This is a genomic window from Kovacikia sp. CALU 1929 (assembly GCF_056784235.1).
Genome location: NZ_JBXBCF010000064.1, coordinates 18,416 through 44,846 on the forward strand (window position 1 = coordinate 18,416; position 26,431 = coordinate 44,846).

Here is a 26,431-nt window from a genome sequence, read left to right on the forward strand (position 1 = left end):
AGCAGTTTGTTTGGCTGGGTGATATGGAGCTTTTTAGAAATCGGTTGCATCTCTTGATTGACCAGCTATCCGATGAAGAACTGGCTGATATGTGGAACGTACTGGCAGACCTCTGTTACGACCTTTACATGCAGCGGGCAATTCAGGCATCTAAGCAATCGCTTAAGCCTGGAGACACCTTTACTCGTGAGGAAGCTTTGCAGTTTTTGTCATTGATCTAGTTTTTTCCCGAACTTTCTATGCACCTCACAAAGCAATCCTTAATCCAGAAAACGCCGCCTGCTTTTAGATATGAGGTTCGTTACGAACGTGCCTTCTTACTCGATCTGAAGCGACTGGAGCCTGCTGCCAGAGCCATGATTCAGCAGTTTGTTTTTCAAGATTTTTTCAACCTCAACCAGCTTCAAGAACTTCCAGAATTTCGCCAGCTAGGCTCCAGCAAAATTTACTACCGCTTCACGCTGGATCGATATTTGATCAGCCTGGAGGTCATGGGACAGATCACCAAGTTCCTGAGGGTCATGCGCAAGCCCGATTTGTAGGAATTTAAGGATCTGTAGCATAACGCTACCATCGTGAGAGACTGACAACAGAATTGTCTTGTCTCACTAAAGCACTAACCAACTGATGGCATCCCCTTCTGACCACCCAATCATTCTGGAATTGGTTGTGCGATCGTCTCATCCAGCATTGTTGGAAGGGTTAGATATCTGGTTGCAACTGGGGCTGCTGTCAGATGAAGTCGTGCAACAAATTTGCCAAGAACAGTTGAGCTGTCCTTTGCGGGAATCTCTGTCAGCCCAGAGCCAAACAGAAGATGGCTTCCGCAGTCCATTTGTAGACGACTTTTTATTAGAAACGTCTTCCCCACCCGCAGAAGCTGTGCCTGCCCGTCCTGCAAATCGCTTGGCGCGGGCGATGCAGTCTTTCATGGCAGAGATTAGCGTGCTGTGGCTGCTATTTCTGGGTGTGTTCATGGTGGTGGTGTCCTCTGGGGTGCTGGCAGCGAGTCAGTGGCGAAATGTTTCTCCAGTTGGGCAATACCTGATTCTGTTGGGCTACACCCTGGCATTTTGGGTCACAACCATTCTGACCAAACAAAGCCCTGCCCTGCGCTTGACCAGCCGGATGTTGCAGATCACAACGTTGCTGATTATTCCCGTTAACTTCTGGATGATGGATGGGTTTCGTCTCTTGACCAGCACCTATGGGCTAACCGTTGCCGCGATCGCTGCTCTCTGCCTGACTACAATCACCATCCTCTCACTCAAACCTACCTCCAATGAACCTGGCAATACCTGGTTGGTCGCTGGAACCGCGATCGCCTTAAGCTGGCTGCACTGGGGCTGGGGCAGGGAAGGGTTTCCCCTGGTTGCGACCTACCTGGGCACAGTGGGAGCCTCTCTGTCGCTGGCTTATCAGGATCAGGTAGAAGGGCGGAGGAGCAGAGGAGCAGAGGGGCAGAGGGGCAGAGGAGCAGAAGGAGCGGAGGGAGCGGAGGAAGCGGAGTTTGAAGGGGAGCAGGGAAGCCAAGGAGACATCCCCCCATCCCCCCATCTCCCCATCTCCTCAATCCCTCCGCCTCCCGCGCAACCCCTCCCCTATGGCTTCATCGCCGTTGCCTTTGGCATCCTTTTGCTGATTGGCAGGGCTATTTTTCTGGTTCAGGTTCCAGTTACCCAACTGGGGCTGGCAGCGGGAATTTGTGGTTGGTTGCTGTGCTGGCTATCCCGAAAAGATATTCACCGGGCAGATTGGGCGAGAGTGGGTACGGTGCTACTTGTGGTGGGATGGCTGGTAGCGGTAATGGATACACCCCCCTGGCAGGCGATCGCCATCAGTGGTTTAGGATTGTGGCTCCTGGCAGATTATCTGTGGCGTTCTGGTCAGGTGCAGTATCTGACAGCGGGCTTTTTGGTGGGGTTACAAGCCTTCTGGTTGCTGTGGCGGGTGATGCCAGCAGACTGGCAACAGCGCTTAGTTAATGGCTCGATTCAACTGGCTGGAGCAGAAGCCATGCCGCTCTCCCTGGCAGGACTCTGGTTTTTTCCCTATCTGCTGCTAACAGTCGGGCTGGCATTTCGTCTCCGGTACTGGCAGCAACCGGCACTGGCAAAACAGGCAGAGACGCTGGCTCTGGGACTGGGACTAATCCTGGCTATCTTGAGCGCAGGTAATCCCCTGGTGCGGTTGGTGAATTTGACCCTGTCTACCTTCGTTTTAGTTGCCGTCATCCGTAATCGTAAACAGCCAGAACTCTCTCTGGTTTACCTGACGCATGGAACCGGGTTAGTCGCGATCGCCGCTGGTATCCGTTACTTCTTTCCTAACCTCAGCCTGCATCATTGGGCGATCGCACTATTGGTTGGGGTGCTGGTGGAGTGGGGGTTTAGTGCGGGGAGAGGAGAGAGGGGAGAGGCAGGAGCAAGGGAAACCGTAGAAGCAGAGAGGGTAGAAGTATGGCGGCAGAGTGCATGGCACTTTGGTTTAATCCTGGCGGCTATTAGCTATCTGTTTCTATGGGAAGGGATGCAGCAAGAGGGTAGCAATCTTTGGAGTGTTGCCTGGTTGTTGACACCACTGGCGCTTACGGGGCTGACCTATCGAAGAGGTTTTCCATCGTCAGGATTGGCGGGCTGGTTAAGCGTATTCGGACTGGTGGTGGTTCAACTCCTTACATTTGGCTCCAGTGGTGAACGGTTGATTGGTCTGGGTGCCGCTACTGTTTTGATGGGTTTCAACACTCGACGGTTACAGCACTGGCTGGCGGCTGCCCTGACTGTTGGTTTTGCCTTAGCGTTTACCGCCGCCACGACCTGGGAAATCTTGGGTGAGAATCTGACCTTTGAACTGGCGATTAATTTGATTGCGATCGCCATTCTGGTTCTCTGGCTCCTGCGAGGAATATTCTTACGCCGTAGAACTGCCCTGGCAGAACTGTATCGTCAGGCAACCGATGGTTGGGCGATCGCCCTCAGCGGACTCAGCCTGTTGATGCTAACGCTGACCAATCTGATTCTTTACCTGGGGTTTGACTCTGCCCACTGGCTATATGTCTCAGCCGCTACGCTGCTGTTTCTGGCAATCGGTTATCGAACCTGGCAATCGGTGTTTAACAGCGGTTTCTACCTGCTTGCCTGGAGCCTGGAACTCTTTGTCATGGGTATCGTTGCCCTCACCGGGCGATCGCTCGACACCCTGGCGATCGTCAACCTGGGACTGGGACTGGGAACTCAGCTTCTGGGAGATTGGTGGATAGGGCAAGGGAGCAGGGGAGCAGAGGGGCAGGGGAGCAGGGGAGAGGGAAACTCAGCACTCAGCACACAAGACTCAGGACAAGATGCAGGACTCCGTTCCGTCTTCCTCCTACCCTTCGGAAACGGCAGAGTCTTACATCCTTTATCCTTCCACCTGATTCCTCTACTCTATGCAGTCCTGGGGTTTCTACTTGCACACCGGGAATTCACAGCCAGGACAGGACTTTACACCCTGGCAGCGGCTCTGGTGGGAATCGGCATTGGGCGACGGCAACCGGAGTTCAAACCACTGACCTACCTGGCGATTCTGGCTTTCTCCTTTGGAACCTATGAACTGCTGGTCTATCAGCTTTCTCAAATAACGGGAGGCAGTCCAGGAGACGGCATTGTGTTGATGGCAGCACTGGCAGCTTTTTGGGCGATCGCCCTCTGTTTACTTCTGCCCTGGCTGACTCCCTACTTGCGCCTGACTACCCTGGAGCTACAGGCGATCGCCCACCTGCATTGGGCAGTGGGAAACCTGTTTCTCCTCTGGGCACTGTTCAACTCCCCCAGTCCTACTGGTGAATGGTGGTGGGTTGGAATAGCGACGATTTTTTTCATCTATGCCTTGGCGATGGGCAACCAGAGAATAGGCAATAGGCAATGGGCAATGGGCAATGGGGACAGGCAACTCGATACCCCACAACCCTACCCCCCACATCCCGCACCCTTCCTCTGGACCTACGCTGGCATTCTCGAAGGGTTGATCACCCTCGCCTATGGGCTTTATTTGCTATTGCCCAATCAGGTGTTAATTGAGTGGGGCAGCGCGATCGCCTCCCTCGTTGCCTGTCTGCTTTACCAGTTACCCTGGCAGTCCTGGGGCTGGCACCGGACACCCTGGCGCAGGTCAGCGGCAATGTTACCGGCGGTTGTGATTTTACTCACGGGTTGGGGCAGCACCATTCAAAGTTTGTTGATTGGTGCCGCTTTCTATGCCTGGTTAGCTAAATCAGAAAGACAGGTGCGGCTCAGCTATATTGGGGTACTACTGGCAAACTGGGCAGTATTGAGATTACTGAACCAGTACAGTGTCACCGAGCCACTGTGGTACGCCGCGCTGATCAGTGCATCGCTCCTGTATGTGGCACAGATTGATCCCGGACTGCGATCGCCCACGGAGAGAGACAAACGTCACCTGCTTCGCAGTTTAGCTACGGTTCTTTTGTGTCTCACTGCAATCTATCAGGCGGAGGTGGGAATCCAGGGCATTCCACCGATCCTCGTTAGCCTGATGAGTACCGCGCTGATGCTCAGCTTCGTCTTTGCAGGAATTTTGCTACGGATACGGGCATTCCTTTACATTGGCACTTTAGCTTTTATCATTCAGGTCTTGCGACAGCTATGGCTGTTTAACAGAGATAACCCAATGCTGCTGTGGGCACTTGGAATTGCTCTGGGGGTAGCATTTATCTGGGTCGCCGCGACCTTTGAAGCCCGCCGTACCCAGATTTCACACCTGGTACAGTATTGGACTTCCGAGTTGGGTGAATGGGACTAACCGAAAGAAATAGGCGAATTAAACGTCTTGATCTAAAGGAACCTTAGTTATGCCAGGGAAATTAACCAAACCTAAATTGTTATCTCAACTAATTAGCCATTGTCAGGGAACCAGTGCTCAGGGAGTCACACAAAATCACTGAGCCACAACGGCGGGTTTGACCACTGTCTTAACCTCCGGTTCCTTTCCGTCATTTTTCTCCTCAAGTTGCTGTTGCTCATCCTCATCGAGAGACGACAGGATTTCATCATGCACTCTCAATCGCGAACAGGGAATTGTATCCGACAAAATGGCACTCGCCATCATTCCACAGTGAATTTCCAGCATGGCTTCTGCCATTGACTCAAACACAAGACGCTGTCCTGGGAACACGACCCGCTCGAAATACCAGCCAGGGATATTAGTAATCCGAATAATCTGAATTCGGCTGGTTGCGTTTACATAGCAGCAAATGATTTTCTTGCTAACGCTATCCGATGGTAAGGGGTCAAAAATCTGAGCCATAAAGGAGCTACCCCGAAATTACAAGAGACTCCCCAAAGCTAACATTCCGCGATCCCATCCGCTGTAAATCCGATTACCAACCGACCCAAGTCAGCCTATGCCGCAAGGTATATATTTTCCCCTTCCCCAAATTGAAAAATGACCTTCCTCACCCCTCCCGCCTCACCCCTCCCGCCTCACCTCTCCCGCCTCACCTTCCCACTGCATCCCCCCGCAATTGAAAGACGGTGGTATCGTAAAGATATGTGAAAAATGGTTTCAGAATTTTCGATAAGAGTGGGATCCGTGGCTAACCGAATTCTCTACGTTCGTCTCCCGTGTAACCCAATTTTTCCAATTGGGGTGGTTTATCTGGCAGATCACGTACATAAAGTATTTCCAGACCTGGACCAACGCATCTTTGACCTGGGTACCGTACCGCCGCTTGATTACGCCTCAGCACTGGATGCCTGTATTGATGAGTTTCGTCCAACCCTGCTTGTCTTTTCCTGGCGCGATATTCAAATTTACGCTCCCGTTGGTGGACGGGGTGGAAACCCGCTTCAGTATACGTTTGAGTTTTTCTATGCTCGTAATCCTTTAGTCAAGCTACGGGGTGCGTTGGGTCTGGTGCGTGTAGCAAAGGGATATTACGGCGAACTGTGGCGCAACCTGGGCTTGATTAAGCGGGGTATGAAGCGGGCGCAAAAGTATCACCCGGAAGTCCGTTCGGTGGTTGGCGGTGGAGCGGTTAGTGTCTTCTATGAGCAACTTGGGCAAAGCTTACCCACAGGGACAATTATTTCTGTGGGAGAAGGGGAAGCGCTGTTAGAAAAGCTGTTGCATGGTAAGGATTTTTGGGATGAGCGATGTTATGTCGTGGGGGAAACGAAGCCGCGCGATCGCATGATCCACGAAACCCCCACACCCATTGAAAAAACAGCCTGCAATTACGACTACATCGAAACCATCTGGCACGAGTTTGAGTATTACCTGCAAGCGGAAGACTTCTATGTGGGAGTCCAAACCAAGCGTGGCTGTCCCCATAACTGCTGCTATTGCATCTACACGGTGATTGAAGGCAAGCAGGTGCGGATTAATCCAGCCGATGAAGTGGTTGCCGAAATGCGCCAACTCTACGATCGCGGTATTCGCAATTTTTGGTTTACCGATGCTCAACTGATTCCAGCACGCAAGTATATGGATGATGTGGCGGAACTGCTGCAAAAGGTGTTGGATGCAGGAATGAAAGACATCCACTGGGCAGCTTACATTCGGGCAGACAATCTGACACCGGCATTATGCGATCTGATGGTGCAAACCGGCATGAATTACTTTGAGATTGGCATCACCAGCGGTTCGCAAGAGTTAGTCCGCAAAATGCGGATGGGCTATAACCTGCGTACTGTTCTGCAAAACTGCCGAGATCTCAAAACTGCCGGATTCAATGATCTGGTATCCGTCAACTATTCCTTTAACGTGATTGACGAAACCTTTGACACGATTCGGCAGACGATCGCCTACCACCGGGCGCTAGAAAGCATTTTTGGAGCAGACAAGGTCGAGCCAGCCATCTTTTTCATTGGCTTGCAACCCCACACCCACCTGGAAAAATATGCTTTTGATCAGAAGATTTTGAAGCCCGGTTATGACCCGATGAATATTACTCCCTGGACGGTCAACAAGTTGCTGTGGAACCCGGAACCCCTTGGCTCTCTCTTTGGGGAAGTGTGCCTGCAAGCCTGGAGGCAAAATCCCAACGACTTTGGGCGCGAAGTGATGAATATTCTGGAACAGCGATTGGGACGGGCAGATCTGGAAGAGGCGCTGTCGGCTCCGATTGAGCCAAAGTCGAAAGAATTGCTGTTGCCAGTTTAAGAGAGAACCGTGGGATTGGATCGAGGGCATCGCCACTCGGTACCGCAAGATATTACCCTGCTGTCAGTAGATCGGGCTGAATCTGTCAATGTACAGCAAGGTTCCGCCTATCCACTCCAGTAGAAATTCTGTTGCTTCCAAATCTTCTTAAAAAATTAAATTTGGTATTGAAAACTGCGATCGCCCCCAGGTTTGATTTATCTTCTCAAACAGGTCGTCACTACAAACGGACTGACTGGCTTGATTTTGAGTTCCAAAAATGGGGTTAAATTTATGTCTACCGCCACCGTTGAAAACATCGATCTCAACAAACTGACGGTTGAGGAAAAAAATGCCTTTGCCATTTTGGCGAATTTGCGGGTTGATCAGGTTGATCAGTTAAAGCAATTCATGAAGCTGGGCAGACCCGGTGTGATTGGTCCGGGGACATTGGCGGCATTCCTCAAACTCTGCAAAGACCAGGGGTTTGACCTGTCAGAAACGGGCGTTAATGCTTTCAAAGAAAAGCACCGTTTGGGGAATGCGGTCCCCTATCGGGGAGTCATCGGTGCCCAAACGGCTGAAGTGTATTTTAGGGAGATCAACCTTCGCACCAGCCCGCAGGAAATCAGTCCGCAGGAAATCAGCCCCAAGGAAATCAGCCAGAGTAGTAGTGACGCTAGTAAAGCGAGTCAGGATTTTAATCGGGCGATCGCATCGGCTGCCCAAAGCTTGATTGGCATGTGTACCACCGATGGACCCGATGGTGGGAACAATGCCTGTGCCTGGTCCCTCAACCGGGTACTGACCCAGGCTGGCATTCCGCCCCTGGGTGACAACCCAAACTATGTTCCTTCTCTAGTGAATGCCCTATGCAGCGGTCGCGGGAAAGAAGTTTCCAGGGCTGAAGCAAAGGCGGGTGACTTGGTTGTTGCCAATGGCGATGCCCATATTGGGGTTGGGTTGGACGATGGCTGTCGCACAGTCCTGTCAAACTCTTCCTCCAGAGGCAGTTTCCGCTGGCAGTCCAATACCGACTTCGATGGCTACTACGGTGGACCCAGCCGAATTTATCGATTAATTAAGTAACCGCGTAAGATAGCGACAGAGTCTAGATTTTTTCGTCAGACTAAGGTGTGAGAGTCGGATCAATAGTAAGCAGGTATATCTTTCACAATCAGGGGCAGGCTCACCGATTCAATCGTCTTCAAGCTATTGAATCTGTTACATCAGTTACGTTGTTCGAGGCTCCTATGAACTATCTGCAAGGCATGGTCAGTGGACTGCTGCTGGTAAGCGCGATCGCCCACACTTTCCCATCTCAGGCACAAGTCCCCCTTACCGCTGCTCCCGACGGTACCAATACACTCATCAATCAGAGTGGCAGTGCCTTTAATATCACAGGTGGCACCAGGGCAGGAGCCAATCTGTTCCATAGCTTTCAGCAGTTTGGGCTGAGTCAGGGACAGATTGCCAATTTCCTGGCCAATCCTGCGATTCAAAACATTCTGGGGCGCGTTACTGGCGGGGATGCCTCTGTCATCAATGGGCTGGTTCAGGTCACAGGTGGCAACTCCAACCTGTACTTGATGAACCCGGCAGGCATTATCTTTGGTGCCAATGCCAGTTTGAATGTGCCAGGGTCGTTTATGGCAACGACTGCCAACGGGGTTGGCTTGGGGTGTGGGGTGTCAGGTGGCGGGTGTGGGGGATGGTTCAGCGCCAGGGGCAGCAATGACTATGCTTCGTTGGTTGGGAGTCCTAACACCTTTGCCTTTACCATGCCGCAACCAGGGGCAATCGTGAATGCCGGAAATCTGGCAGTGGGTCTAGGACAGAGCTTGATCCTGCTGGGTGGGATGGTGGTCAATACGGGAACATTGTCGGCATCGGGTGGACAGGTGGCGATCGCGGCTGTTCCTGGCGAACGTCTGGTTCGCATCAGCCAACCGGGAGAACTGTTGAGTCTAGAGGTGCGCCCATTGCCCACGGCTGGCACCACTCCCCAGCCCTTTGATCAACCCATTCCCTCTTTACCAGAACTGCTCACAGGGGGCAGCAGTGGCAATGCCACAGGAACCATTGTTCATGCCGATGGCACGATCTCCCTGGCGGGGTCAGGGCTGCGAATTACGCCACGGGCTGGTACTGCCATTGCTTCAGGACAGGTGAATGTTTCCACAGTGGCAGCGGGGCAGGTCGGTGGCACCGTTCAGGTCTTGGGCGATCGGGTTGCTGTGGTCAATGCTAGCCTGAATGCTTCTGGCAACAGCGGCGGCGGCACCGTTCTCGTAGGCGGCGACTATCGGGGACAGGGACCTCGTCCCAACGCCCAATTGACCTATGTCAGTCCAGGCTCAACCATCCAGGCAGATGCCATCCAGCAGGGAAATGGCGGGCGGGTCATTGTCTGGGCAGACCATACCACGAATTTTCATGGTTCGATTACAGCGCGGGGTGGCATCGAGGGTGGTAGTGGTGGTTTTGCCGAAGTTTCTGGCAAGCGGACTTTGAACTACCGGGGAACGGCTGATCTGCGCTCTACCACAGGAACTCCTGGCACCTTACTGCTCGACCCAGAGAACATTCTGATCCGGAGTGGTGCCGGGGATGGGGATGACAATGGAATTGCCACCGATGCTTTTGGTAACAATGCCCTCGGCAACAATGGGCAGGTGACAAGCGGGGACCCCATTCCCTCCATCATTTATCAATCTGAATTGGAGGGGATGGGTACGGTTGCCAACATCCTGCTGGAAGCCAGCAACCATATTACAATCGAGCCTCTAGCGGGCGGTACGCTGGAAATTCCTGCTCTACTGGGGGGCGATGCAACGAATCGGGGTTCCATTACCTTCCGGACAGATGCCGATGCCAATGGAGTTGGCAATTTCTCCATGAACTCTGATGATACGATTCGCACGAATGACCGGGATATCCGTATCTTTGGGGCTGACATTACAACCGGAAACATCAATACCGTCGGTTCTCTATTAGTCAATGGCAGTGTAGAAATCGCTGGCAACGCTATCAATACCGGCAGAATTTCGGCAGGCGGTGGATTTGGCAACACCAGTTCCGTTAGCCTGACCGCCACCACAGGAGACGTGATTGTAAGAACCATCTCTGCGGGCGGGGGAGGCATCAACATTGAGGCTGCTCGCTATTTCCGGGCAACGGACTCATTCACCAACTTTTTGCGGCTGGTGCTTGACCCGGTTGAAGATGCCGATCTGATCCAGTTTCTTTCGAGGGGAAACCCCCAATCCCTGGTTGATCAGGGTTTAGTGGATGGAGTGAGGCAGGTGTTTGTGGATTTACCTACCAGCCTATCTGCCAGCCCTGATTCGGGTCCGGCTCCGATCCGCATTCGGCATGGGGGCGAACTCCGAACAGTCGGCAGTGGGCAGGTGCAAATTGAAGGAACGGGCAATATTCCAGAGGCTCAATTCGTGGTTGGTCCCAATAATGACCATACGATTACGGTATTTGGTCCCGGTGACGACCCGGCGGGCAGTTTTGACAACTTTTCGACCCTGTTTCCAGCAGGCACCTTTCCAGAAACGTTGAGTGGAGCAGTTGGTGCGATCGTCCGGGGGCAGGGAGATGCAACCCTGGTGACTTCTTTGCAGAACCAGCCCTTTGACCCAACCCGCATTCCCACGGGGACAGAAACCGGAGGAACAGGGGGCACTGTTGGAGGCGGCACTACTGGTGGGGGGACAGTGGGAGGTACGACCGGAACCGGCGATAGTGGGTCAAATGTTGCCCGGTTTGAGTCTAGTGTGGATGCCCAGTCTGTTCAGCAGCAATTTGAGAATCAAACCTCTACGTCTGCCTGCCCCCCCAACCGGAATGCCTCTAACCCTGGAGGCGATCGCAGTGCTGCTGGTTCCTCAACCATCGTGGACAATCCCTGCAATCCAACAGACGACGATGCCCAGATTCTCCAGATTTTGGGGCAATGATGCACGGGGGTATGGGTATGTGGATCATCCACTCATCCACCCATCCACCCCCTTCACTCCTCCCCCCCTACTCCTTCACGCAAGGGTTCAAATGCAGGGCAAAAGCCATCGGGTGTGACCCTAAACTCGTACAGAGGAGAGTTAGGGTTCCAGCAGCGTTGCCCCCGGAAGTAACGACAGTTGGCACAGCTTTGGCGCAGAGGAGAGTTGGCATCCACCCAGTCAACCAGGCGATCGCCGCCCTGGCGCAGGAGTTCTCGCTGGGGCAAACCTCGCAGTACCAGTTCTTCTCCCTGCCAGTGCGCTTCAATCAGTCCCGTGTCTGACAGGTTTTTCCAGCGAGGATCGGCGGTAACCGCATTGGGTAAGGTAATGGTGACGACGGTATCCAGTTCAGTGAGTTCACCTTCGTAATTAGTTTCCGGTGCCGCAGGCTGCAAAAAGGTTTCGCCAATTGGGAGTTCTACCAGGCTACCTGCACTTGGCGAGTGCAGATGATAGCGGTTGTGCAATTCTTCCAGCCCGGTCAGGTCTGCCAGATAGGGGGAGGAGCCGTGGACAAAGACCACATGCTGAGGACGCAAATTATGGATCAGTTGAGTGGTACCCGGACTGTCACAATGCTGCGCCAGTAGATACACTTCAACAGCAGGTAAAATAATTTCTCCCGACTCTTGTTTCTCTTTTTTAGCTGGCTGGGAAGTGGAAAGCCTGTCAGGGTTGTTACGTCTGACCCCCCTGACCTCACTGACATGACGGTGGGGCTGCTGGGGAACCAGAACTAGCCAGTCTTCCGGGTTGAACTGGTAGTACTGGCTCAGGTCAGTGGTTTCATCTGCCAGAACGATGCAGGGAGCCTGGAGCGATCGCGCCTCATGGGGCGCAAGCCGACGGACTCTGGGGCGAACTTTTTCATCCCAAAATAGGGACTGGTGCCGGGCAAAGTTTTGCACAGCCGGGGGAAGGTGGCGAAGGATAGCCAGGTAGGCATCGCAGCAAGTCGCCACGCTTGGATCTACCCAGATATCAATGTCACGTCCTGTGAAATTGTGGTGGCTGCGTAGCAACAACAGCAGTTCTTGAGCTAACCCCAGGGATGGAGTCGGCAGGAGGATGGGCTGACGGATGGCGATCGCCTGACTGATCCGTTCTGCCAGTTGATTTTCTTGCTGGCGGCGGTGGGGATGACGGGCTGTACCAAAGGTTCCTTCCACAATCAAGACATCGGGTGAAAATCCTCTCAGTTCTTCTAAGGGCAACCCTTCCACCAGACGCGAGTTCGACAGAAAAAAATCACCTGTATAGAGCACCCGGTATGGGCGTGAGCCACCCGTTGGTGTGTAGGTCAACAGGATGGCGGACGCTCCTGGCAAATGTCCGGCAGGGACAAGTTCGGCGCTGAGTCCATCTAAAAATTCAACCGGCGTGCGCCACGGAAGTGCCTGACATAGGCGGGGAAGCTGGGTTAAATCTTCCTTCAGCCAGTTGAGAGGTAAAAGTTGGGCAGTCACTTCACTGGCATAGATGGGAATTTGGGGAAAAGCGCGGTGAAGTTCCAGCAATCCTCTGGCATGGTCAGCATGGGCATGACTACACAGCACCAGGTCGGCTGGAGGAACTGCCTTTCTAGAAGCGAGGGGAGACAGGTTCTTCAAACCACAATCCAGCATGACCCGATAGGGACCCATGCGAAGCATCAGGCAAACTCCTTCATCTGCCTGTTCAACGCCATACGCTAAACACTCTAGCTCGGTCACGAAGGTTAAACCATCGTTTAGTGAGCCGACCCATTACCGTGATAGTTGTCGGAATCGTAAAACCCATTCCGCGTCCCGAAGAACAGACAGGCGACGATAAAAACAGCGGTGAATACCGGCAGAATTAGTTTGATATCCATTTCTTTTTATGACTCTCTATGACTAACCAAATCAAGCCGATCTAATCGACTAGATTTATTCACATCAACTTCAAGAATTGTAAAACAATATTCCCCTTCCTCTGCCATTTCACAGATTTTTGCAACAAGTTGTGTAACGGGTGCTTAGGTGTCATACCAATTCTCTTTGAAGCTGCACAGAAGAAAGCCTGGTAGACAAGGGGCTTAAGCCCCTTGTTCAGTACAAACTGATATTGAACTGGTATCAGGTGTCAGGAACCAATTCGCTTCAGCCACGGCGATCTGTCAGGGAAACCGCCCCTTCAAACCAGGTTATCCAGATCCAGATCCTCTAACGATGGTGGTAACGGCTCCGGTTTTGGCTCAGACAGGTTTTTTACCGCTTTTGCCACATCAATTCCTGTGGTTTGCTTCAACTGCTCAAGGAAGCTGGCAGCTTTGATGGCATTGCTGCTCTGGTTCGGGCTAACAACCGTTACGTTCTGCACATTAATATCAGGTACAGCGGAAGTTAAGGTTTGCAGCAGGGTTTCCAGTCGTTGGAGCAGGAAAATGTCACGCGCATTTGTACCCGCCGTTTTCCAGGATTCTGCCAGACGTAGCGTTCCTTCCGCGCGGGCTTTGCCGTCTTCAATGATGCGGGAAGCGTTCCCCTGGGCGCGGGCGATCGCTTGTTTGCACTCCGCCTCTGCTGGAGCAATCACATCTGCCTGAAGTTGTTGCTCAATATGCTTGAGCCGTTCCTGCTGCACGGGCACTTCTGCCTGAATCCGGGCAAGTTCGGAAGCAATTTCGGCGATCGCTTCGGCAACTACCGCCTCTCGCTTCGTCATCGCGTCGGTGATCCGACGTTCGGCTTCCGCGTGGGAAATTCCGATGTCCCGATCCAGACGGCTGAGTTCAGTGATCTTCTGATTCTCAGCGGTTTGAATCGCCGATTCCGCTTTTGCCTTCGCTTCGGCAATTCGGGCATCTCTGAGCAAGTCTGCCTGCTGTTTACGACCAATCGAGTCAAGATAGCGGACATCATCCGAAATATTCTGGATCTGAAGCGTGTCCAGCACCAACCCCAACTTTTCCAGGTCGTCCTCAGCTTCATCCAGCAAGCTGCGGGCAAAGGCAATTTTGTCTTCATTCACCTGCTCAGGGGTAAGACTGGCAAGCACACCCCGCAAATTGCCTTCCAGGGTTTCCTTTGCCATCTGCTCAATTTCCTGGCGGTTCTTACCTAACAGACGCTCGATCGCATTATGGATAGCGGGTTCTTCCCCAGCAATTTTGATGTTTGCAACCCCTTCCACAGTCAACGGAATGCCGCCCTTGGAATAGGCATTAGACACCCGCAGATTAATAATCATATTGCTCAGATCCATGCGGAGCGCTCGTTCCAGCAATGGTACGCGAATGCTGCTGCCGCCCTTAACCAGGCGATAGCCCACCCTGCGACCATCAGATAATTCACGGGTGCTTCCGGCAAAGATCAAAATCTCATTGGGCTGGCAGATGTAGTAGAGGTTGTGGATCACAAAGACCCCAGCCCCTGTCCCAACGCCCAAAATGGCTAGTAAGGCAGCGATCGCCTCAAACATGGATTCCTCCCAAATGATGAAATAATCCCTAATTCCCTTTCAAACCGAAATGGTTGACCGTCACCCCTGGCTTCAATGGCTGTCCCGATGCCCGTTTTGCCGATTCAAGGTGGTAGCTACATCAATTCCCAGGGTTTGATCCACATGTTGGAGAAACTGACGCACAATTTCGGGATAGACATTGACCAACGTGGTTAGAGATTTGCCGTCACCATTGTCGATGACGTTTACCTGCTCCAGATGCACTCGTTTGGGAATTTTTGCAGCTTCCTGAAGCACCATCTCAATTTGTTGAATCAAAAACAGTTCAGAGGCATCTACCCCTGTTTTTTGCCAGACCTTCGACAGCATATCGTTGACCATTGCCGAGGCTTTCGCGTTTTCTGCCAATGCCGCCGCCGACCCTCGCGACTGAAGGGCTTTTGCCTGCTTGTCTGCTTCCGCTGGCAGCACCTTATCCGCCTCTAACCGCAGGCGTTCCAGTTCTGCCCGCACCGTTTGAAACTGCTGCTCTGCCCTGGCTCTGGCTTCTTTCTCGGCGGCAATGGTGCGTTCTTCTTCAGAGCGGGCTTGCTGTTCCAGTTCGGCTTTGATCTTGCGGAGTTCGTTCTGCTTTTGCTGGATAATCCCCAATGCCTGGGACTTTGCCACCTCTGCTTGCTGCTGACACTCTGAAACGATCTTTTCTGCCTGACTCAGAGCCTCCGCTTCCGCAATCTCGGCATCCCGGACAATGTGGGCGATCTGCTTGCGTCCAATAGATCGCAGATAGTCCATATCATCCGTCACGCTTTGAATTTTGAGCGTATCCAGTTGCAAACCCAGTTTCACCAGATCACGCGAGACATCCTGGGCAATGCGTTCAGCAAACTTGAGCCGGTCTTCGTTCACCTGTTCTGGCGTGAGCAGGGCAACAACACCCCGCAGGTTCCCTTCCAGGGTTTCCCGTGCAACGGAGGCAATTTCCGCCCGATCGCGGCGGAGAAAGCGCTCAATCGCATTTCCCACAATCTCGGAATCGCCAGAGATTTTGACATTGGCGATCGCCTGAATGTGCAGCGGGGTACCGCCCTTGGAGTAGGCGTTTTTCACTTCTACCGGAACCGGCATGGTCGTCAGATCCATCCGTTCAACCGTTTCGAGGATGGGAATCACAATTGTGCGACCACCAAAAATCACCCGGTAGCCCACTTCCTGACCATCCTTCGTGCGGTGCTTGCGACCGGACAGGATCATAATCTCGTTCGGGTTGCAGATTTTCATAAAACTGCTGATAAACCAGATTGCCAGGATTGCACCAAAAACAGTCAGGGCAAAGGGGAGGGCTGCCGCTAATGACCCGACCTCCATTTTTTGGACGGTGGGATAGGGTTCAGCATTCACCTGTTCAACCTGAACCACGACCTCATCTTGCTCCAGACGGGTAACAAATTTAGGTTCTATATCGACAGTGGAGTTGTACATGATAAATCCATACAAAACGGATTGAAAAAATTCCGGTCAAACCAGATGGAGTAAGAATGAACCGGGCTGTTGTCATTCAAAAGGGCGTTCACCAGGAAGCTCAGGCAACCTATCGAGACTATCGGCAGACACCACCCAGAGGCGGTTTTGCTCCGTCCCCACGACCAACACCCGCTCACCCTGGTGCAATTCCTCTACCTCATCGGTATAGGCAGTGAAATTCACCATCGTCCCTTTCACCAGCAACCGGACTTTTCCTCGACTATTTGCATCAAAAGGAAGCTCAACCGTTCCCGTTAACCCCACCAGGTCAGGAGAGCGGACCAGGCTATCAACCTGTCGTCGCCGCAATGCCTGAAGCACTCCGGCAACCAAAGCCCCACATAGAGTACCCATACTGACAGCGGCGATCGCCACCACCAAGGGTGACAACACCAAACGTGACAACACCAACCCCGTGAGACCAAAGAAACAAAGCCCAAACGTCCAGAACTTGAGGCTTTTCAGAATGCCCCACAGAAACCCCCAGGGGTTTGGCTGGCGGGGGATGAGGTTCAAACGGGAATCATCAGAGCGCCCTTCCGCATCGGCTAGCTCGATATCGCCATCAATGTGGGTGACAAAACCTGGGTCGAAATGAATGTCGTAATCCGGTCCATCCAGACCGCCCAAAACTGCCAGGAATACAAACGACCCGCCAATCGCAAAGCAGAACCAATAGACTGACAGCATTCAAAAAGAATCTAGTCAAAAACATTTCAATCTTAGGCATTTGCACCATGACTGGCTCTAGTTTGGAATGATTATTAACGGTCACCAGGTACGGAAATCCCCCGTCTCTTAGGAGTCCCTACCGAAACCGTCTTTCTACGCATTTTGATTAGGCTGGGAGCAATAAGACATAAAGAAAATCCCTAGCTGAAAGAGGTTTTGAGGTAATGGCTAAAGTTGTTGGAATTGACCTGGGAACGACAAACTCCTGTGTTGCAGTGATGGAAGGGGGACAACCCCTGGTGATTGCCAATGCCGAAGGGGGACGAACCACGCCCTCGGTGGTGGCATTTACGAAGAATGGAGACCGCCTGGTTGGGCAAATTGCCAAGCGTCAGGCAGTAATGAACCCCACCAATACGTTTTATTCCGTCAAGCGCTTCATTGGACGGAAGTATGACGAAGTGACGGAGGAAGCGAAACAGGTTTCCTACAAAGTAGATCGGGACGGCAGCAACGTTAAGCTAGATAGCTCCGCTGCGGGCAAAAAGTTTGCACCCGAAGAAATCTCGGCTCAAGTGCTGCGGAAACTGGTGGATGATGCCAGCAAATACCTGGGTGAAAAGGTGACTCAGGTGGTTGTCACCGTTCCTGCCTACTTCAATGACTCCCAGCGGCAGGCAACCAAGGATGCCGGAAAAATCGCTGGCATTGAAGTGCTGCGGATCGTGAATGAGCCAACGGCAGCCGCGCTTGCTTACGGACTGGACAAGAAAACCAACGAAACCATTCTGGTATTCGATCTGGGAGGGGGTACCTTTGACGTGTCTCTGCTGGAAGTGGGAGATGGCGTGGTAGAGGTGAAGGCGACGAGTGGCGACACCCACCTGGGTGGAGACGACTTCGACAAAAAAATTGTGGACTGGATTGCAACCGAGTTCCAGCGCAACGAAGGGGTAGACCTGCGGAAGGATAAGCAAGCTCTCCAGCGGCTGACTGAATCGGCTGAAAAAGCCAAGATAGAGCTTTCCAGTGCTACTCAAACGACGATTAACCTGCCTTTCATTACTGCAACCTCCGAAGGTCCCAAGCACATCGATTTAACCCTGACCCGGTCAGAATTTGAGAAACTATGTGCCGATTTGCTCGATCGCTGTCGTAAGCCCGTTGAGCAAGCCCTGCGAGATGCCAAACTCGCCGCTGGCGATATTGATGAAGTGGTGCTGGTGGGCGGCTCTACTCGAATTCCAGCAGTGCAAGATCTCGTTCGCAAGCTTACCGGCAAAGAACCAAACCTGACGGTCAACCCGGATGAAGTAGTTGCGGTCGGTGCTGCCGTTCAAGCCGGGGTGCTGGCTGGGGAAGTAACCGATGTGCTGCTGCTGGATGTGACTCCCCTATCTCTAGGGGTGGAAACCCTGGGGGGTGTGATGACTCCGATCATTCCACGCAATACCACCGTTCCCACGAAAAAGTCGGAAGTGTTCTCTACCGCTGCTGATGGGCAGACCAATGTGGAAATCCACGTCCTGCAAGGTGAGCGGCAGATGGCAGATGACAACAAGAGCCTGGGCACCTTCCGTCTGGATGGGATTCCGGCGGCTCCCCGTGGCGTACCCCAAATTGAGGTGATCTTTGACCTGGATGCCAATGGCATCCTGTCAGTCTCCGCTAAGGATAGGGGTACTGGCAAAGCTCAGTCGATCACCATCTCTGGTTCTTCCACCCTGGACAAGAACGAAGTAGAACAGATGGTGAAAGATGCGGAAAGAAACGCGGAAACCGATCGCCAGCGGCGCGAACAGGTAGACACGAAGAATACTGCTGAAACTCTGGCATACCAGGCAGAGAAGCAGTTGCAAGAGCTGAATGGTCAGGTGCCTGCCGCCGACAAGGAGCGTGTGGAAGCACTGGTGAAAGACCTGCGGGAAGCCACCAACCAGGAAAACTACGATCAGATGAAGTCCCTCAGCAGTGACCTGCAACAGGCTTTGATGCAAGTAGGTCAGGCAATCTACGCCAATGCCAATGGTGCCAATGCGGCGAGCAACAGCTCCTCGCCTGGGTTTGGTGGGGAGAGCGATCGCCCCAACGACGATGTGATTGATGCTGACTTCGTTGAGTCTAAGTAGCGAGGACAGGTCATCCAGCCATAGGAGCCAGAAGCCAGGAGAAATCTTGTCTTCTGGCTCCTGATTGGTAACTTTTTAGCGATTATTGACACGCTGCCCGATATTTCCACACTGCTCTCTTCCTTCAAGATGAAGCTTTCTTCGTTAGGATGAAGAAGAATAAACAATCGTTAACGCTTCCAATTCATGGCTCTGGAAAATCTGCGCGACCTCTACCAACAAGTTATTCTGGAACGCTACAAAAAACCCCGCCACCGGGGAAAAACCGATCCGGCACACCGCTATCAGAAGGGGCACAACCCTTCCTGTGGAGATACGATTGAGCTGACGGTAAAGCTCAATGAAGCTGGCGATCGCATTGAGGATGTGAAATTTGAAGGAGAAGGCTGCGCGATCGCCATGGCATCGGCAGACTTGATGGCAGAAGCTTTGCAGGGCAAGAGCCTGGAGCAAGCATTGGAGATGGTGCAGCGGTTCCAAAATATGATGTTGGGGAAAGACCAGTTTCCCCAAGAACAGCGGAAACTGAATGTAATGCAAGGGGTTTCCCAGTTTCCGGTCCGGATTAAATGCGCCACACTCACCTGGCACACGCTCAAGGCAGCGATTGAAGCTTCCAACCCTCAGCCGGTTGGGTTTGTCACCAATGAATAGAGTCATTCATATAAAAACATATTTGATCAAATAAATTAACCAGTCTTCTCATAATCCAATGATAAGATTTAGTCATCTAACTGATTAGCTATACTTTTAGCTTTTCATTCTTTTGCTTCCTTAATTTAAGGAGGGAGGCATTTTATGATCCTGGAAAACATTGAAATAAAACCGGAAACACGCAATCACAAAGGGTTTTTCATACAGGAAGCATCCTACAACCTGATGGATATTGACCGGGCAGGTTGGGCGCTCATCTGTATGAATGATGCCGTGTGTCATTATGTTGACCCAGACAGCCTGGAGCTACCTGTAGGTGTGAATTTGGGAAAAACTAGAAGCATTTGAAATCGCAGATGAATAGACAGTTTTGAATGGCAGATCTGGCTTCAGATCTGCCATGTTTTTTGTCAATTTGAATGATAAAGTGCTGGGGGATAGGGGTTGATTCAGGCTAAAGCACGAATAAACTCCTGTCCATTTGTACTGGTAGATAGTGTGAAACTAACCTTTGGGCGCGTTAACGATGAAAGATAAACTGTTCCAGTGGGTGAATCTAGCTTTAATGGCAAATTTATTTTTGGTGCTACTGAGTTTTTTTTGGTTAGCGATCGCCCTGGTTGGGCATAGTGCAGGCGTACCCCTTGGATTAGATCTCTGGTATAAGCTTTGGGACCCCGTATTTACGCCTGCGATCGGCATTTTCATGGCAGGTGCCATTTTGAGCGGTGCGATCGGCTGGGTCAGTAAGCGTTTCAGTTCCTAACGCTTCATCGGCATCTTCAAGGCTTTTTTAACCAGGTCTGGAATTTGAGAGGGGCGACGGGCGACGGAGATTTTTGCCCGTTCAAAGGCATTGATTTTGCTGTCTGCGGTGCCAATTTCAGCCCCAAATTCTGAAATTTGGGAATCAACGATAGCTCCGGCATGTCCTACCCGCCGCCCTTTTGGGGCAGTTTGTCCGGCGACGTAGGCAATCACGGGTTTATCGATCGCCTCAGCAATGTAATGGGCAGCGGCTTCTTCACTGTCACCGCCAATTTCTCCCACCAGCACAATCACTTCCGTATGTTCATCTTCGTCTAGAATCTGGAGCCATTGGGGGAAGGACGAACCGACGATCGTATCACCGCCAATGCTGACCCCAATGGACTGTCCTAAGCCTGCCTGGGTTAGTTCCAGGGCGATTTCGTAGGTCAACGTTCCGCTGCGGCTAATCAGCCCAACGGAGCCGGGGGTATAAAACTCTGCCGGATGAATCCCCAGCAAGATTTGACCGGGGACGATAATGCCCGGACTATTCGGACCCACGACCAGGGTTTCTGTCGCTTCTGCCTTTCTCAACAAACTCACCATATCCAGGGGAGGAATCCCATCCGTGATCAAAACGATCTGGCGAATCCCGGCAGCGATCGCTTCCAGAGCCGCATCCAGAGCTTCAAAGGGCGGAACAAAGATTACACTGGTATCCACCGTACCCACTAAAGCAACGGCAGTTTCAACCAGGTCAAACAGGGGAATTCCCTGTAAGGTTTGCCCTCCATAGCCAGGGCTAACTCCAGCAACAATGTTGGTACCGTATGCCTTCATCAAAGGGGCATGGAGTGAACCCAGTGGCTCAGCGATTCCCTGCACAAGCACTCGACTGTCTGATGTAAAGTTCATGGATGCACTCTCCTTATGCCCTGGTGTCAATAAATAGCTGTAGTGAGAATTGCTGTAGTAAATCCAAGAAATAAGAACTATACATGATTAACTTTATGCCTGACTTCGACTAATTGTAGGATTCTCCCAAAATGGGCAGGGTATGGGGAGTTGAGAGTTTTGATTTGAAAGTTTTGATTTGAGAGTCAGGGACATGGGTAATGCGGCTAGTGGGAGCCGCTGCCTACAACCTATCACTTCACCTCTTTACTCTCCACTTAAATTCTTCAATCTAAACTCTTTACTCTAAAATGCTGCCCATACTCCGTACCCTGTCCCCTGTTACAGGTCAGTTCACGTTGAGAATAACTATCAGGATGACGGATAAGCGGCGATCGTGCTGCTACTCAGATCACAGTCTTTAAGAATTTCTGCCAATGGATTTTGTCAGGGCTATGGTATGGGCTACGGCATCATCCAGGCTATCGACAATGGTGACCTGGGCATCCGCGAGTTGGGCTTTGGCGCGATCGCACTCACTCCCCGCCAACCGCACCACCATTTGCGGAATTCGGAGGGTATGGGTAATGAGCGTGTCAGGTCTGATTTCGCTAACTCCTCTTGGCTCTCGAATGCGGCGTTTGAGAAAAGCAGTAATCACTTGAGCAATTTCATCACAGGGAATCAGGCTGCTGACCAGGTTTACCAACAGCACCCGCACCTGTTTTGACTGAGTCATCAGTTCCAAGCCTTGCTCTAGTCGCTGGCGCAGGACTTCAGGAGACGAGTTCCACTGGGTTTCACCGCCAATGTTGAGAAAACTGGCAGGTTTACCGCCTGCCTGGGCGAGTAAGTCCATGGTTGCCATGGTCAAACCAGCTCCATTACAGAGAATTCCAATTTGACTACTGGGTTCGATCGCAAAGGGCAAACCCGATAGAGAATCAGGAATCTGGGATTCTGGGATGGCAAATAACCCTGCCAGGTCAGGATGGCGCGCCAGGGCATCGTCATTGACGATGACTTTTCCATCAAGTGCCATTACCTCTCCCCCCCGACTAACCCCCAGGGGATTGATTTCGATCAGATCCAGATCTTTTTGGACAAAGAGATGGTACATCTTTTCTAAGATGGACGTAACCGAAATCATTAACGCGCCTTCAAGCCCCATTTTCAGAGCTAAACGACGGGCATAGTAGGGAGAAAACTCACCCTCAACAATGACATGCTGCATCTGGTCGATCGCCGCCTGGACATCAATTCCGCCTTGTTGAGAACCCAGCAGCACCGGGCGACGGATAGACCGATTTAACACAACTGCCAGATAAAATTCGCGATCGGCATCATACTTTGCCTCTGCCAGTAAAGCTTTGGGATATTCTCCCATGATGGGCAAATTGAAAATCGCTTGAGCTGCCGCCACAGCATCAATGGTGTTTTCGACGAAGCGAACGCCTCCCACACGCCCCCGTCCACCAATGTAAACCTGGGACTTGAGCACGACCGGGTAGGGGATGGTGAGACCTTTCAGATCTTTCGGGCGATCGATCCGCTGGGAGGGCAGCACCGGAATTCCCATCTGACGAAATAATTCTTTTGCCTGGTATTCCAGCAGATTCATAGGTCTTCCCAGTTCACTTTTACAATGATACAGGCTCAACCATACATCTGCGGCAGGAGGCAATCTCACTGCCTATGCTGCGTTTCAGGACTAACTCGCACACCTGACTTTTGGCTTGTTCAGGGAGTAGTGAGCGGTTTTATGCGGACAGATTTACGTGCGATCGCAAGCTTGAAGTACTGGGATCTGCCCGTTAGCAGGCGATCGCCCCTTCAACTTCCAAGGTTTTTCCAATGGATTCAATGGCTTCATCCGATGTGTCCCACACAACTCGCAAGTCATTCCCAAAGACGCAGTAACGGTTCAAGGTGAGTGAGAGTAAAAATAGCCAAATCACTTTTAGAGGCATGATTAGGCTAATGGATTTCCACCGAATCACCTAAATTGGAATGCTATGTGGAAAATTTCTCTCTAATAATGAGTTGGGGCTGCTCAAATTGTCTGCAAGGACGCAGTTTTAGCCTGCCTGTTGAGAGAGTGGCGTTCTAGAAAATCTTTGGTGAGAAAATGTAAACTAGGGAAAACCATCTCTGAGTATAGGCATGGATCTAGTCACTCAAAACCTTGTCAACTCGTTTAAGCAAGAGCAAGGCTTCCCAGACGATATCGATAACTCAGTGCTTTTTGAGCATTTTGTTAACTATTGTGTAGTCTCAAAAGAGTACGCTGATGAGTTTGAAGTTGAAGACATCCATGTTGCTGGTGGTAATGATCTTCAACTTGATGGGGTTGCAGTTATCGTAAATGGACTACTTGTTAATACAACTGATGAAATTGACGACCTGGCAGCTACTAATAAATATATTGATGTAGAGTTTGTTTTCATTCAAGCAAAATCTGGCAAGAACTTTGATGGTGCCGAAATTTCCAATATGTTTTATGGAGTAAGAGAGCTATTTGCTCAGTTTCCTATGTTACCAAGAAATGATCTTCTCAGCCAAAAGGAAAAACTTCTTAGGCATATCTATACTAAAAGCTCTATATTTCGCCGTGGCAACCCTCAGCTTAAACTTTATTATGTCACTACTGGTAAGTGGCAAGATGATGACAAGTTAAAGGCACGTATAGAGAATGAGCTATCAACTCTTGAAGAGCTAAATATTTTTAGGACACTACCTGCCTTTGAATCGATTGATGCTAAGAAGTTGCAACAACTCTTTAGTCAAGCACAAAATGCTCTCTCCAAAACAATAGTCTTCTCTAAGAGAGTCACTTTACCTCCAATGACAGGAGTTAAGGAATCGTATCTTGGATACTTACCTATCTCAATCTATATAAGTTTAATTACTGATGAGAGCGGTAACCTCCTGCGTGGGTTGTTCTATGACAATGTTCGAGATTTTCAAGGAGATAACCCTGTAAATCAGGAAATTGAGCAAACCTTAACAAGTCAAGCAAAGGAAACCTTTGTTCTCTTAAACAATGGAGTTACTGTAGTTGCGGATGACTTAAGTGTGACTGGAGATAGCTTTAATTTAACTGGCTTTCAAATTGTGAATGGATGCCAAACTAGCCATGTGCTTTTCAATAATCGAGCTACTATATTAGACAATGTATATATTCCTATCAAGTTAATTGTTTCTCCTGAGGATGTTTTAAAGAATCAAATAACTAAAGCAACTAACAGACAAACTGTAGTAAAACTTGAAGAACTATCTGCATTAACAGATTTCCAGAAAACCCTGGAGCAATATTACAACGCTATTCAACAAGAGCATCGGCTCTATTATGAAAGACGGTCACAACAATATCGTTCTTTCCTTGATTTGGAAGATAGTCCTGATAAAATTCAAATTGTCACAGTCTCTACTCAAATTCGTGCCTTTGCATCAATGTTTTTAGATCGTGCTCATCAAGCTAGTAGATATTATGGCACTCTCTTAAAGGATGTCGAAAACAGAATATTTGTTAATGGACATTTTCCAATTGCGTATTATGTTAGTGCTTATGCACTTTTCCGGATAGAATCTCTCTTGAGGAAAAAGCAACTTGATGGTAGATATAGAGCCTTTAAATACCATTTGTTAGGCATTTTGCGAATGCAGATTGCTGGCACTGTCGCGCCTCAAATGACTTCTAATCAGTTTGAAAAGTATTGTGAGAAGGTTCGCAATGACTTGTGGGACGAAATAAAGCTAACATCAGCAATCAACCAAGCGTGTCAAATTCTTGATGAAGTACTTCTTGGGAGCTATGACCGGGATAAAGCAAAAGACTCCACAATTCAAGATCAAGCAAGAACCGTTATTGAAGCACACCAAAATAATGATACTGATCAGCGAATTATAATGTTGCATGATTGAATTTGAGAAATACTTAGATAACAGAAGCAGGTTTACAAACATGCCTGTCTCAAGTAAAGAATTTGCTAAGCAATCAGTGAGTAACAATAACTTAGTATTTCTTTGAAGGGGGAACTTAACAATGACTGAATTGCTTGAACGAGTGATTGCCCAACTGAAAACTTTACCTGCTGATGAGCAGGATGCGATCGCTGCTCGTCTCCTTGCTGAGTTAGAAGATGAGCGGGTATGGAAAGCTCAGTTTGAATCCACGACAGATGATCAATGGGATCGTATAGCTGAGATGGTACGCCAGGAAATTGCTGCTGGTGATATCACTCCACTTGCCGAAGTGTTTCCGCCTCAATCGCAGTCATGAAATCAAGCGCCACAAAAGCGTTTCGCAAGAAACTGGATGGGCTTCCTGCATCAGTTCAAGAACAAGCGACCAAAGCTTACGAACTTTGGCGTTCAGATCCCTACCACAATAGTCTTCAATTTAAGCGGGTTAGCCAGCGCCAACCCATTTATTCAGCTCGTGTCAGTTTGGACTACCGAGTTCTTGGCTTGTTGGAAGATGATCACATTTACTGGTTTTGGATTGGCGCACATGCAGAGTACGGCGAGTTGCTTAAGCGGTTGTAGCGCCAGCAGCCTAACACTGCGTTGGTGCGGACGGACGAGAGATCTGGGTGCTGAGTTCAAGGTTATCTGCCACCGCACAACTTCACCGTTAGCCATCATAAACCCACGTCGTGATGTTCAGCAGTTGTCAATCCCACTCTGGTCATTGCTGACAAGAGAATCAAATCACTAGAGGATCACAAAATGAAGCCCATCATGAACCTGGAAGAGGTCGAGTTCGACGACGTTGAGGAAAACGGTCTCTACACTTCTAGTAGAGGACAGATTAGTGACCACATTGGGGCAAAAAAACTAGGCTACAACTTAACAGTCTTGCCACCTGGAAAGGTTCAGTGCCCATTTCATAACCATCATGGTGAGGAGGAAATGTTCCTGATCCTTGAAGGTGAAGGTGAGTTGCGGTTTGGGGACAAGCGCTATCCAATCCGTAAGCATGATGTAATCGCTTGTCCCCCCGGCGGTGCAGAGGTCGCGCACCAAATCATTAACACTGGAACAACGACCATGCGCTACCTGGCACTGTCAACGCTCGTTGATGTCGAGGCGTGCGAGTATCCGGACTCTCAGAAAGTTCTGATAGTGACCGGAAACCGTGGGGAGCGCGGTCTTCGGAAGATGTTTCGGGCTGAGAACACGGTTGACTATTACGATCGCGAACAACCCTAGTGTCTTCGAGCCAGAAAC

23 protein-coding genes are annotated in these 26,431 nt (G+C 50.8%); 14 read left to right on the forward strand and 9 right to left on the reverse strand.

The features are described from left to right. Positions 1–23 precede the first annotated feature (23 nt). The 3 genes from AC1S52_RS11235 to AC1S52_RS11245 all read left to right on the forward strand — a co-directional run bounded on the left by AC1S52_RS11235 (position 24) and on the right by AC1S52_RS11245 (position 4,800). Entirely contained in the window at positions 24–221 is a 198-nt protein-coding gene (locus AC1S52_RS11235) for a hypothetical protein (RefSeq protein ID WP_482029094.1), read from the forward strand. Positions 222–239: 18 nt separating this feature from the next. Continuing rightward, complete coding sequence (locus tag AC1S52_RS11240) at positions 240–542, forward strand: cytotoxic translational repressor of toxin-antitoxin stability system (RefSeq protein WP_482029095.1); 303 nt, start codon at positions 240–242, stop codon at positions 540–542. 85 nt (positions 543–627) lie between these two features. Beyond that, on the forward strand, positions 628–4,800 hold the full coding sequence (locus tag AC1S52_RS11245) for a hypothetical protein (protein WP_482029096.1): 4,173 nt from the start codon (positions 628–630) through the stop codon (positions 4,798–4,800). 135 nt (positions 4,801–4,935) lie between these two features. On the opposite strand, the gene AC1S52_RS11250 is transcribed toward AC1S52_RS11245, so the two are convergent. Continuing rightward, the gene (locus AC1S52_RS11250) at positions 4,936–5,304 is read right to left on the reverse strand and encodes a DUF1830 domain-containing protein (protein WP_482029097.1); all 369 of its coding nucleotides are present in this window, start codon (positions 5,302–5,304) and stop codon (positions 4,936–4,938) included. A gap of 285 nt (positions 5,305–5,589) precedes the next feature. Here AC1S52_RS11250 and AC1S52_RS11255 point away from each other — a divergent pair, with 285 nt between their 5' ends. From AC1S52_RS11255 to AC1S52_RS11265, 3 genes are all read left to right on the forward strand, one after another. Next, positions 5,590–7,161 (forward strand): photosystem II high light acclimation radical SAM protein, encoded by a 1,572-nt coding sequence (locus tag AC1S52_RS11255; RefSeq protein WP_482029098.1) that lies wholly within the window; start codon positions 5,590–5,592, stop codon positions 7,159–7,161. Between the two features lie 273 nt (positions 7,162–7,434). Then, positions 7,435–8,229: a hypothetical protein gene (locus AC1S52_RS11260; protein ID WP_482029099.1), complete on the forward strand. Its 795-nt coding sequence runs from the start codon at positions 7,435–7,437 to the stop codon at positions 8,227–8,229. 164 nt (positions 8,230–8,393) lie between these two features. After that, positions 8,394–11,108: a two-partner secretion domain-containing protein gene (locus tag AC1S52_RS11265; RefSeq protein WP_482029100.1), complete on the forward strand. Its 2,715-nt coding sequence runs from the start codon at positions 8,394–8,396 to the stop codon at positions 11,106–11,108. 53 nt (positions 11,109–11,161) lie between these two features. On the opposite strand, the gene AC1S52_RS11270 is transcribed toward AC1S52_RS11265, so the two are convergent. The 5 genes from AC1S52_RS11270 to AC1S52_RS11290 form a co-directional block, all read right to left on the reverse strand. Then, entirely contained in the window at positions 11,162–12,865 is a 1,704-nt protein-coding gene (locus tag AC1S52_RS11270; protein ID WP_482029101.1) for an MBL fold metallo-hydrolase, read from the reverse strand. A 17-nt stretch (positions 12,866–12,882) separates the two neighbouring features. Continuing rightward, a complete protein-coding gene (locus AC1S52_RS11275) occupies positions 12,883–13,005 on the reverse strand; it encodes a hypothetical protein (RefSeq protein WP_482029102.1) in 123 nt (40 codons plus the stop codon). 302 nt (positions 13,006–13,307) lie between these two features. Beyond that, a complete protein-coding gene (locus AC1S52_RS11280; protein WP_482029103.1) occupies positions 13,308–14,594 on the reverse strand; it encodes a flotillin family protein in 1,287 nt (428 codons plus the stop codon). 72 nt (positions 14,595–14,666) lie between these two features. Further along, a complete protein-coding gene (locus tag AC1S52_RS11285; RefSeq protein ID WP_482029104.1) occupies positions 14,667–16,058 on the reverse strand; it encodes a flotillin family protein in 1,392 nt (463 codons plus the stop codon). Between the two features lie 72 nt (positions 16,059–16,130). After that, entirely contained in the window at positions 16,131–16,790 is a 660-nt protein-coding gene (locus AC1S52_RS11290) for an NfeD family protein (RefSeq protein WP_482029105.1), read from the reverse strand. A gap of 206 nt (positions 16,791–16,996) precedes the next feature. On the opposite strand from AC1S52_RS11290, the gene dnaK reads away from it, so the two are divergent. The 4 genes from dnaK (at position 16,997) to AC1S52_RS11310 (ending at position 20,321) form a co-directional block, all read left to right on the forward strand. Beyond that, a complete protein-coding gene (gene dnaK / locus AC1S52_RS11295; protein WP_482029106.1) occupies positions 16,997–18,901 on the forward strand; it encodes a molecular chaperone DnaK in 1,905 nt (634 codons plus the stop codon). Positions 18,902–19,087: 186 nt separating this feature from the next. Continuing rightward, positions 19,088–19,555, forward strand: a complete 468-nt coding sequence (sufU, locus tag AC1S52_RS11300) for a Fe-S cluster assembly sulfur transfer protein SufU (RefSeq protein ID WP_482029107.1) — start codon at positions 19,088–19,090, stop codon at positions 19,553–19,555. A gap of 144 nt (positions 19,556–19,699) precedes the next feature. Next, the gene (locus AC1S52_RS11305) at positions 19,700–19,903 is read left to right on the forward strand and encodes a hypothetical protein (protein WP_482029108.1); all 204 of its coding nucleotides are present in this window, start codon (positions 19,700–19,702) and stop codon (positions 19,901–19,903) included. 178 nt (positions 19,904–20,081) lie between these two features. Then, positions 20,082–20,321, forward strand: coding sequence for a hypothetical protein (locus AC1S52_RS11310; RefSeq protein ID WP_482029109.1), 240 nt, complete (start codon positions 20,082–20,084; stop codon positions 20,319–20,321). On the opposite strand, the gene AC1S52_RS11315 is transcribed toward AC1S52_RS11310, so the two are convergent. The 3 genes from AC1S52_RS11315 to AC1S52_RS11325 form a co-directional block, all read right to left on the reverse strand. Beyond that, positions 20,318–21,220 (reverse strand): succinate--CoA ligase subunit alpha, encoded by a 903-nt coding sequence (locus AC1S52_RS11315; protein ID WP_482029110.1) that lies wholly within the window; start codon positions 21,218–21,220, stop codon positions 20,318–20,320. The two genes, AC1S52_RS11310 and AC1S52_RS11315, sit on opposite strands and share 4 nt — an antisense overlap. 400 nt (positions 21,221–21,620) lie before the next feature. After that, positions 21,621–22,820 carry an ATP-grasp domain-containing protein gene (locus AC1S52_RS11320; RefSeq protein ID WP_482029111.1) on the reverse strand — a complete coding sequence of 400 codons (1,200 nt, stop codon included), beginning with the start codon at positions 22,818–22,820 and terminating at the stop codon, positions 21,621–21,623. Between the two features lie 193 nt (positions 22,821–23,013). Then, on the reverse strand, positions 23,014–23,169 hold the full coding sequence (locus AC1S52_RS11325; protein ID WP_482029112.1) for a hypothetical protein: 156 nt from the start codon (positions 23,167–23,169) through the stop codon (positions 23,014–23,016). A 193-nt stretch (positions 23,170–23,362) separates the two neighbouring features. On the opposite strand from AC1S52_RS11325, the gene AC1S52_RS11330 reads away from it, so the two are divergent. The 4 genes from AC1S52_RS11330 to AC1S52_RS11345 all read left to right on the forward strand — a co-directional run bounded on the left by AC1S52_RS11330 (position 23,363) and on the right by AC1S52_RS11345 (position 26,413). Next, complete coding sequence (locus tag AC1S52_RS11330; protein ID WP_482029113.1) at positions 23,363–25,123, forward strand: AIPR family protein; 1,761 nt, start codon at positions 23,363–23,365, stop codon at positions 25,121–25,123. Between the two features lie 121 nt (positions 25,124–25,244). Beyond that, positions 25,245–25,481 carry a hypothetical protein gene (locus AC1S52_RS11335; RefSeq protein ID WP_482029114.1) on the forward strand — a complete coding sequence of 79 codons (237 nt, stop codon included), beginning with the start codon at positions 25,245–25,247 and terminating at the stop codon, positions 25,479–25,481. Continuing rightward, a complete protein-coding gene (locus tag AC1S52_RS11340) occupies positions 25,478–25,747 on the forward strand; it encodes a type II toxin-antitoxin system RelE family toxin (protein WP_482029115.1) in 270 nt (89 codons plus the stop codon). The genes AC1S52_RS11335 and AC1S52_RS11340 overlap by 4 nt, the downstream gene beginning before the upstream one ends. Before the next feature lie 183 nt (positions 25,748–25,930). After that, complete coding sequence (locus AC1S52_RS11345; RefSeq protein WP_482029116.1) at positions 25,931–26,413, forward strand: cupin domain-containing protein; 483 nt, start codon at positions 25,931–25,933, stop codon at positions 26,411–26,413. The last annotated feature ends 18 nt before the right edge of the window (positions 26,414–26,431 follow it).

Coding starts and splice junctions, on each gene's coding strand:
- dnaK (WP_482029106.1), top strand. CDS start 16,997: ATGGCTAAAGTTGTTGGAATTGACCTGGGAACGACAAACTCCTGTGTT.
- AC1S52_RS11335 (WP_482029114.1), top strand. CDS start 25,245: ATGACTGAATTGCTTGAACGAGTGATTGCCCAACTGAAAACTTTACCT.
- AC1S52_RS11285 (WP_482029104.1), bottom strand. CDS start 16,058: ATGTACAACTCCACTGTCGATATAGAACCTAAATTTGTTACCCGTCTG.
- AC1S52_RS11315 (WP_482029110.1), bottom strand. CDS start 21,220: ATGAACTTTACATCAGACAGTCGAGTGCTTGTGCAGGGAATCGCTGAG.
- AC1S52_RS11235 (WP_482029094.1), top strand. CDS start 24: ATGGAGCTTTTTAGAAATCGGTTGCATCTCTTGATTGACCAGCTATCC.
- AC1S52_RS11330 (WP_482029113.1), top strand. CDS start 23,363: ATGGATCTAGTCACTCAAAACCTTGTCAACTCGTTTAAGCAAGAGCAA.
- AC1S52_RS11325 (WP_482029112.1), bottom strand. CDS start 23,169: ATGCCTCTAAAAGTGATTTGGCTATTTTTACTCTCACTCACCTTGAAC.
- AC1S52_RS11340 (WP_482029115.1), top strand. CDS start 25,478: ATGAAATCAAGCGCCACAAAAGCGTTTCGCAAGAAACTGGATGGGCTT.
- AC1S52_RS11265 (WP_482029100.1), top strand. CDS start 8,394: ATGAACTATCTGCAAGGCATGGTCAGTGGACTGCTGCTGGTAAGCGCG.
- AC1S52_RS11250 (WP_482029097.1), bottom strand. CDS start 5,304: ATGGCTCAGATTTTTGACCCCTTACCATCGGATAGCGTTAGCAAGAAA.
- sufU (WP_482029107.1), top strand. CDS start 19,088: ATGGCTCTGGAAAATCTGCGCGACCTCTACCAACAAGTTATTCTGGAA.
- AC1S52_RS11345 (WP_482029116.1), top strand. CDS start 25,931: ATGAAGCCCATCATGAACCTGGAAGAGGTCGAGTTCGACGACGTTGAG.
- AC1S52_RS11245 (WP_482029096.1), top strand. CDS start 628: ATGGCATCCCCTTCTGACCACCCAATCATTCTGGAATTGGTTGTGCGA.
- AC1S52_RS11310 (WP_482029109.1), top strand. CDS start 20,082: ATGAAAGATAAACTGTTCCAGTGGGTGAATCTAGCTTTAATGGCAAAT.
- AC1S52_RS11240 (WP_482029095.1), top strand. CDS start 240: ATGCACCTCACAAAGCAATCCTTAATCCAGAAAACGCCGCCTGCTTTT.
- AC1S52_RS11290 (WP_482029105.1), bottom strand. CDS start 16,790: ATGCTGTCAGTCTATTGGTTCTGCTTTGCGATTGGCGGGTCGTTTGTA.
- AC1S52_RS11280 (WP_482029103.1), bottom strand. CDS start 14,594: ATGTTTGAGGCGATCGCTGCCTTACTAGCCATTTTGGGCGTTGGGACA.
- AC1S52_RS11275 (WP_482029102.1), bottom strand. CDS start 13,005: ATGGATATCAAACTAATTCTGCCGGTATTCACCGCTGTTTTTATCGTC.
- AC1S52_RS11260 (WP_482029099.1), top strand. CDS start 7,435: ATGTCTACCGCCACCGTTGAAAACATCGATCTCAACAAACTGACGGTT.
- AC1S52_RS11320 (WP_482029111.1), bottom strand. CDS start 22,820: ATGAATCTGCTGGAATACCAGGCAAAAGAATTATTTCGTCAGATGGGA.
- AC1S52_RS11305 (WP_482029108.1), top strand. CDS start 19,700: ATGATCCTGGAAAACATTGAAATAAAACCGGAAACACGCAATCACAAA.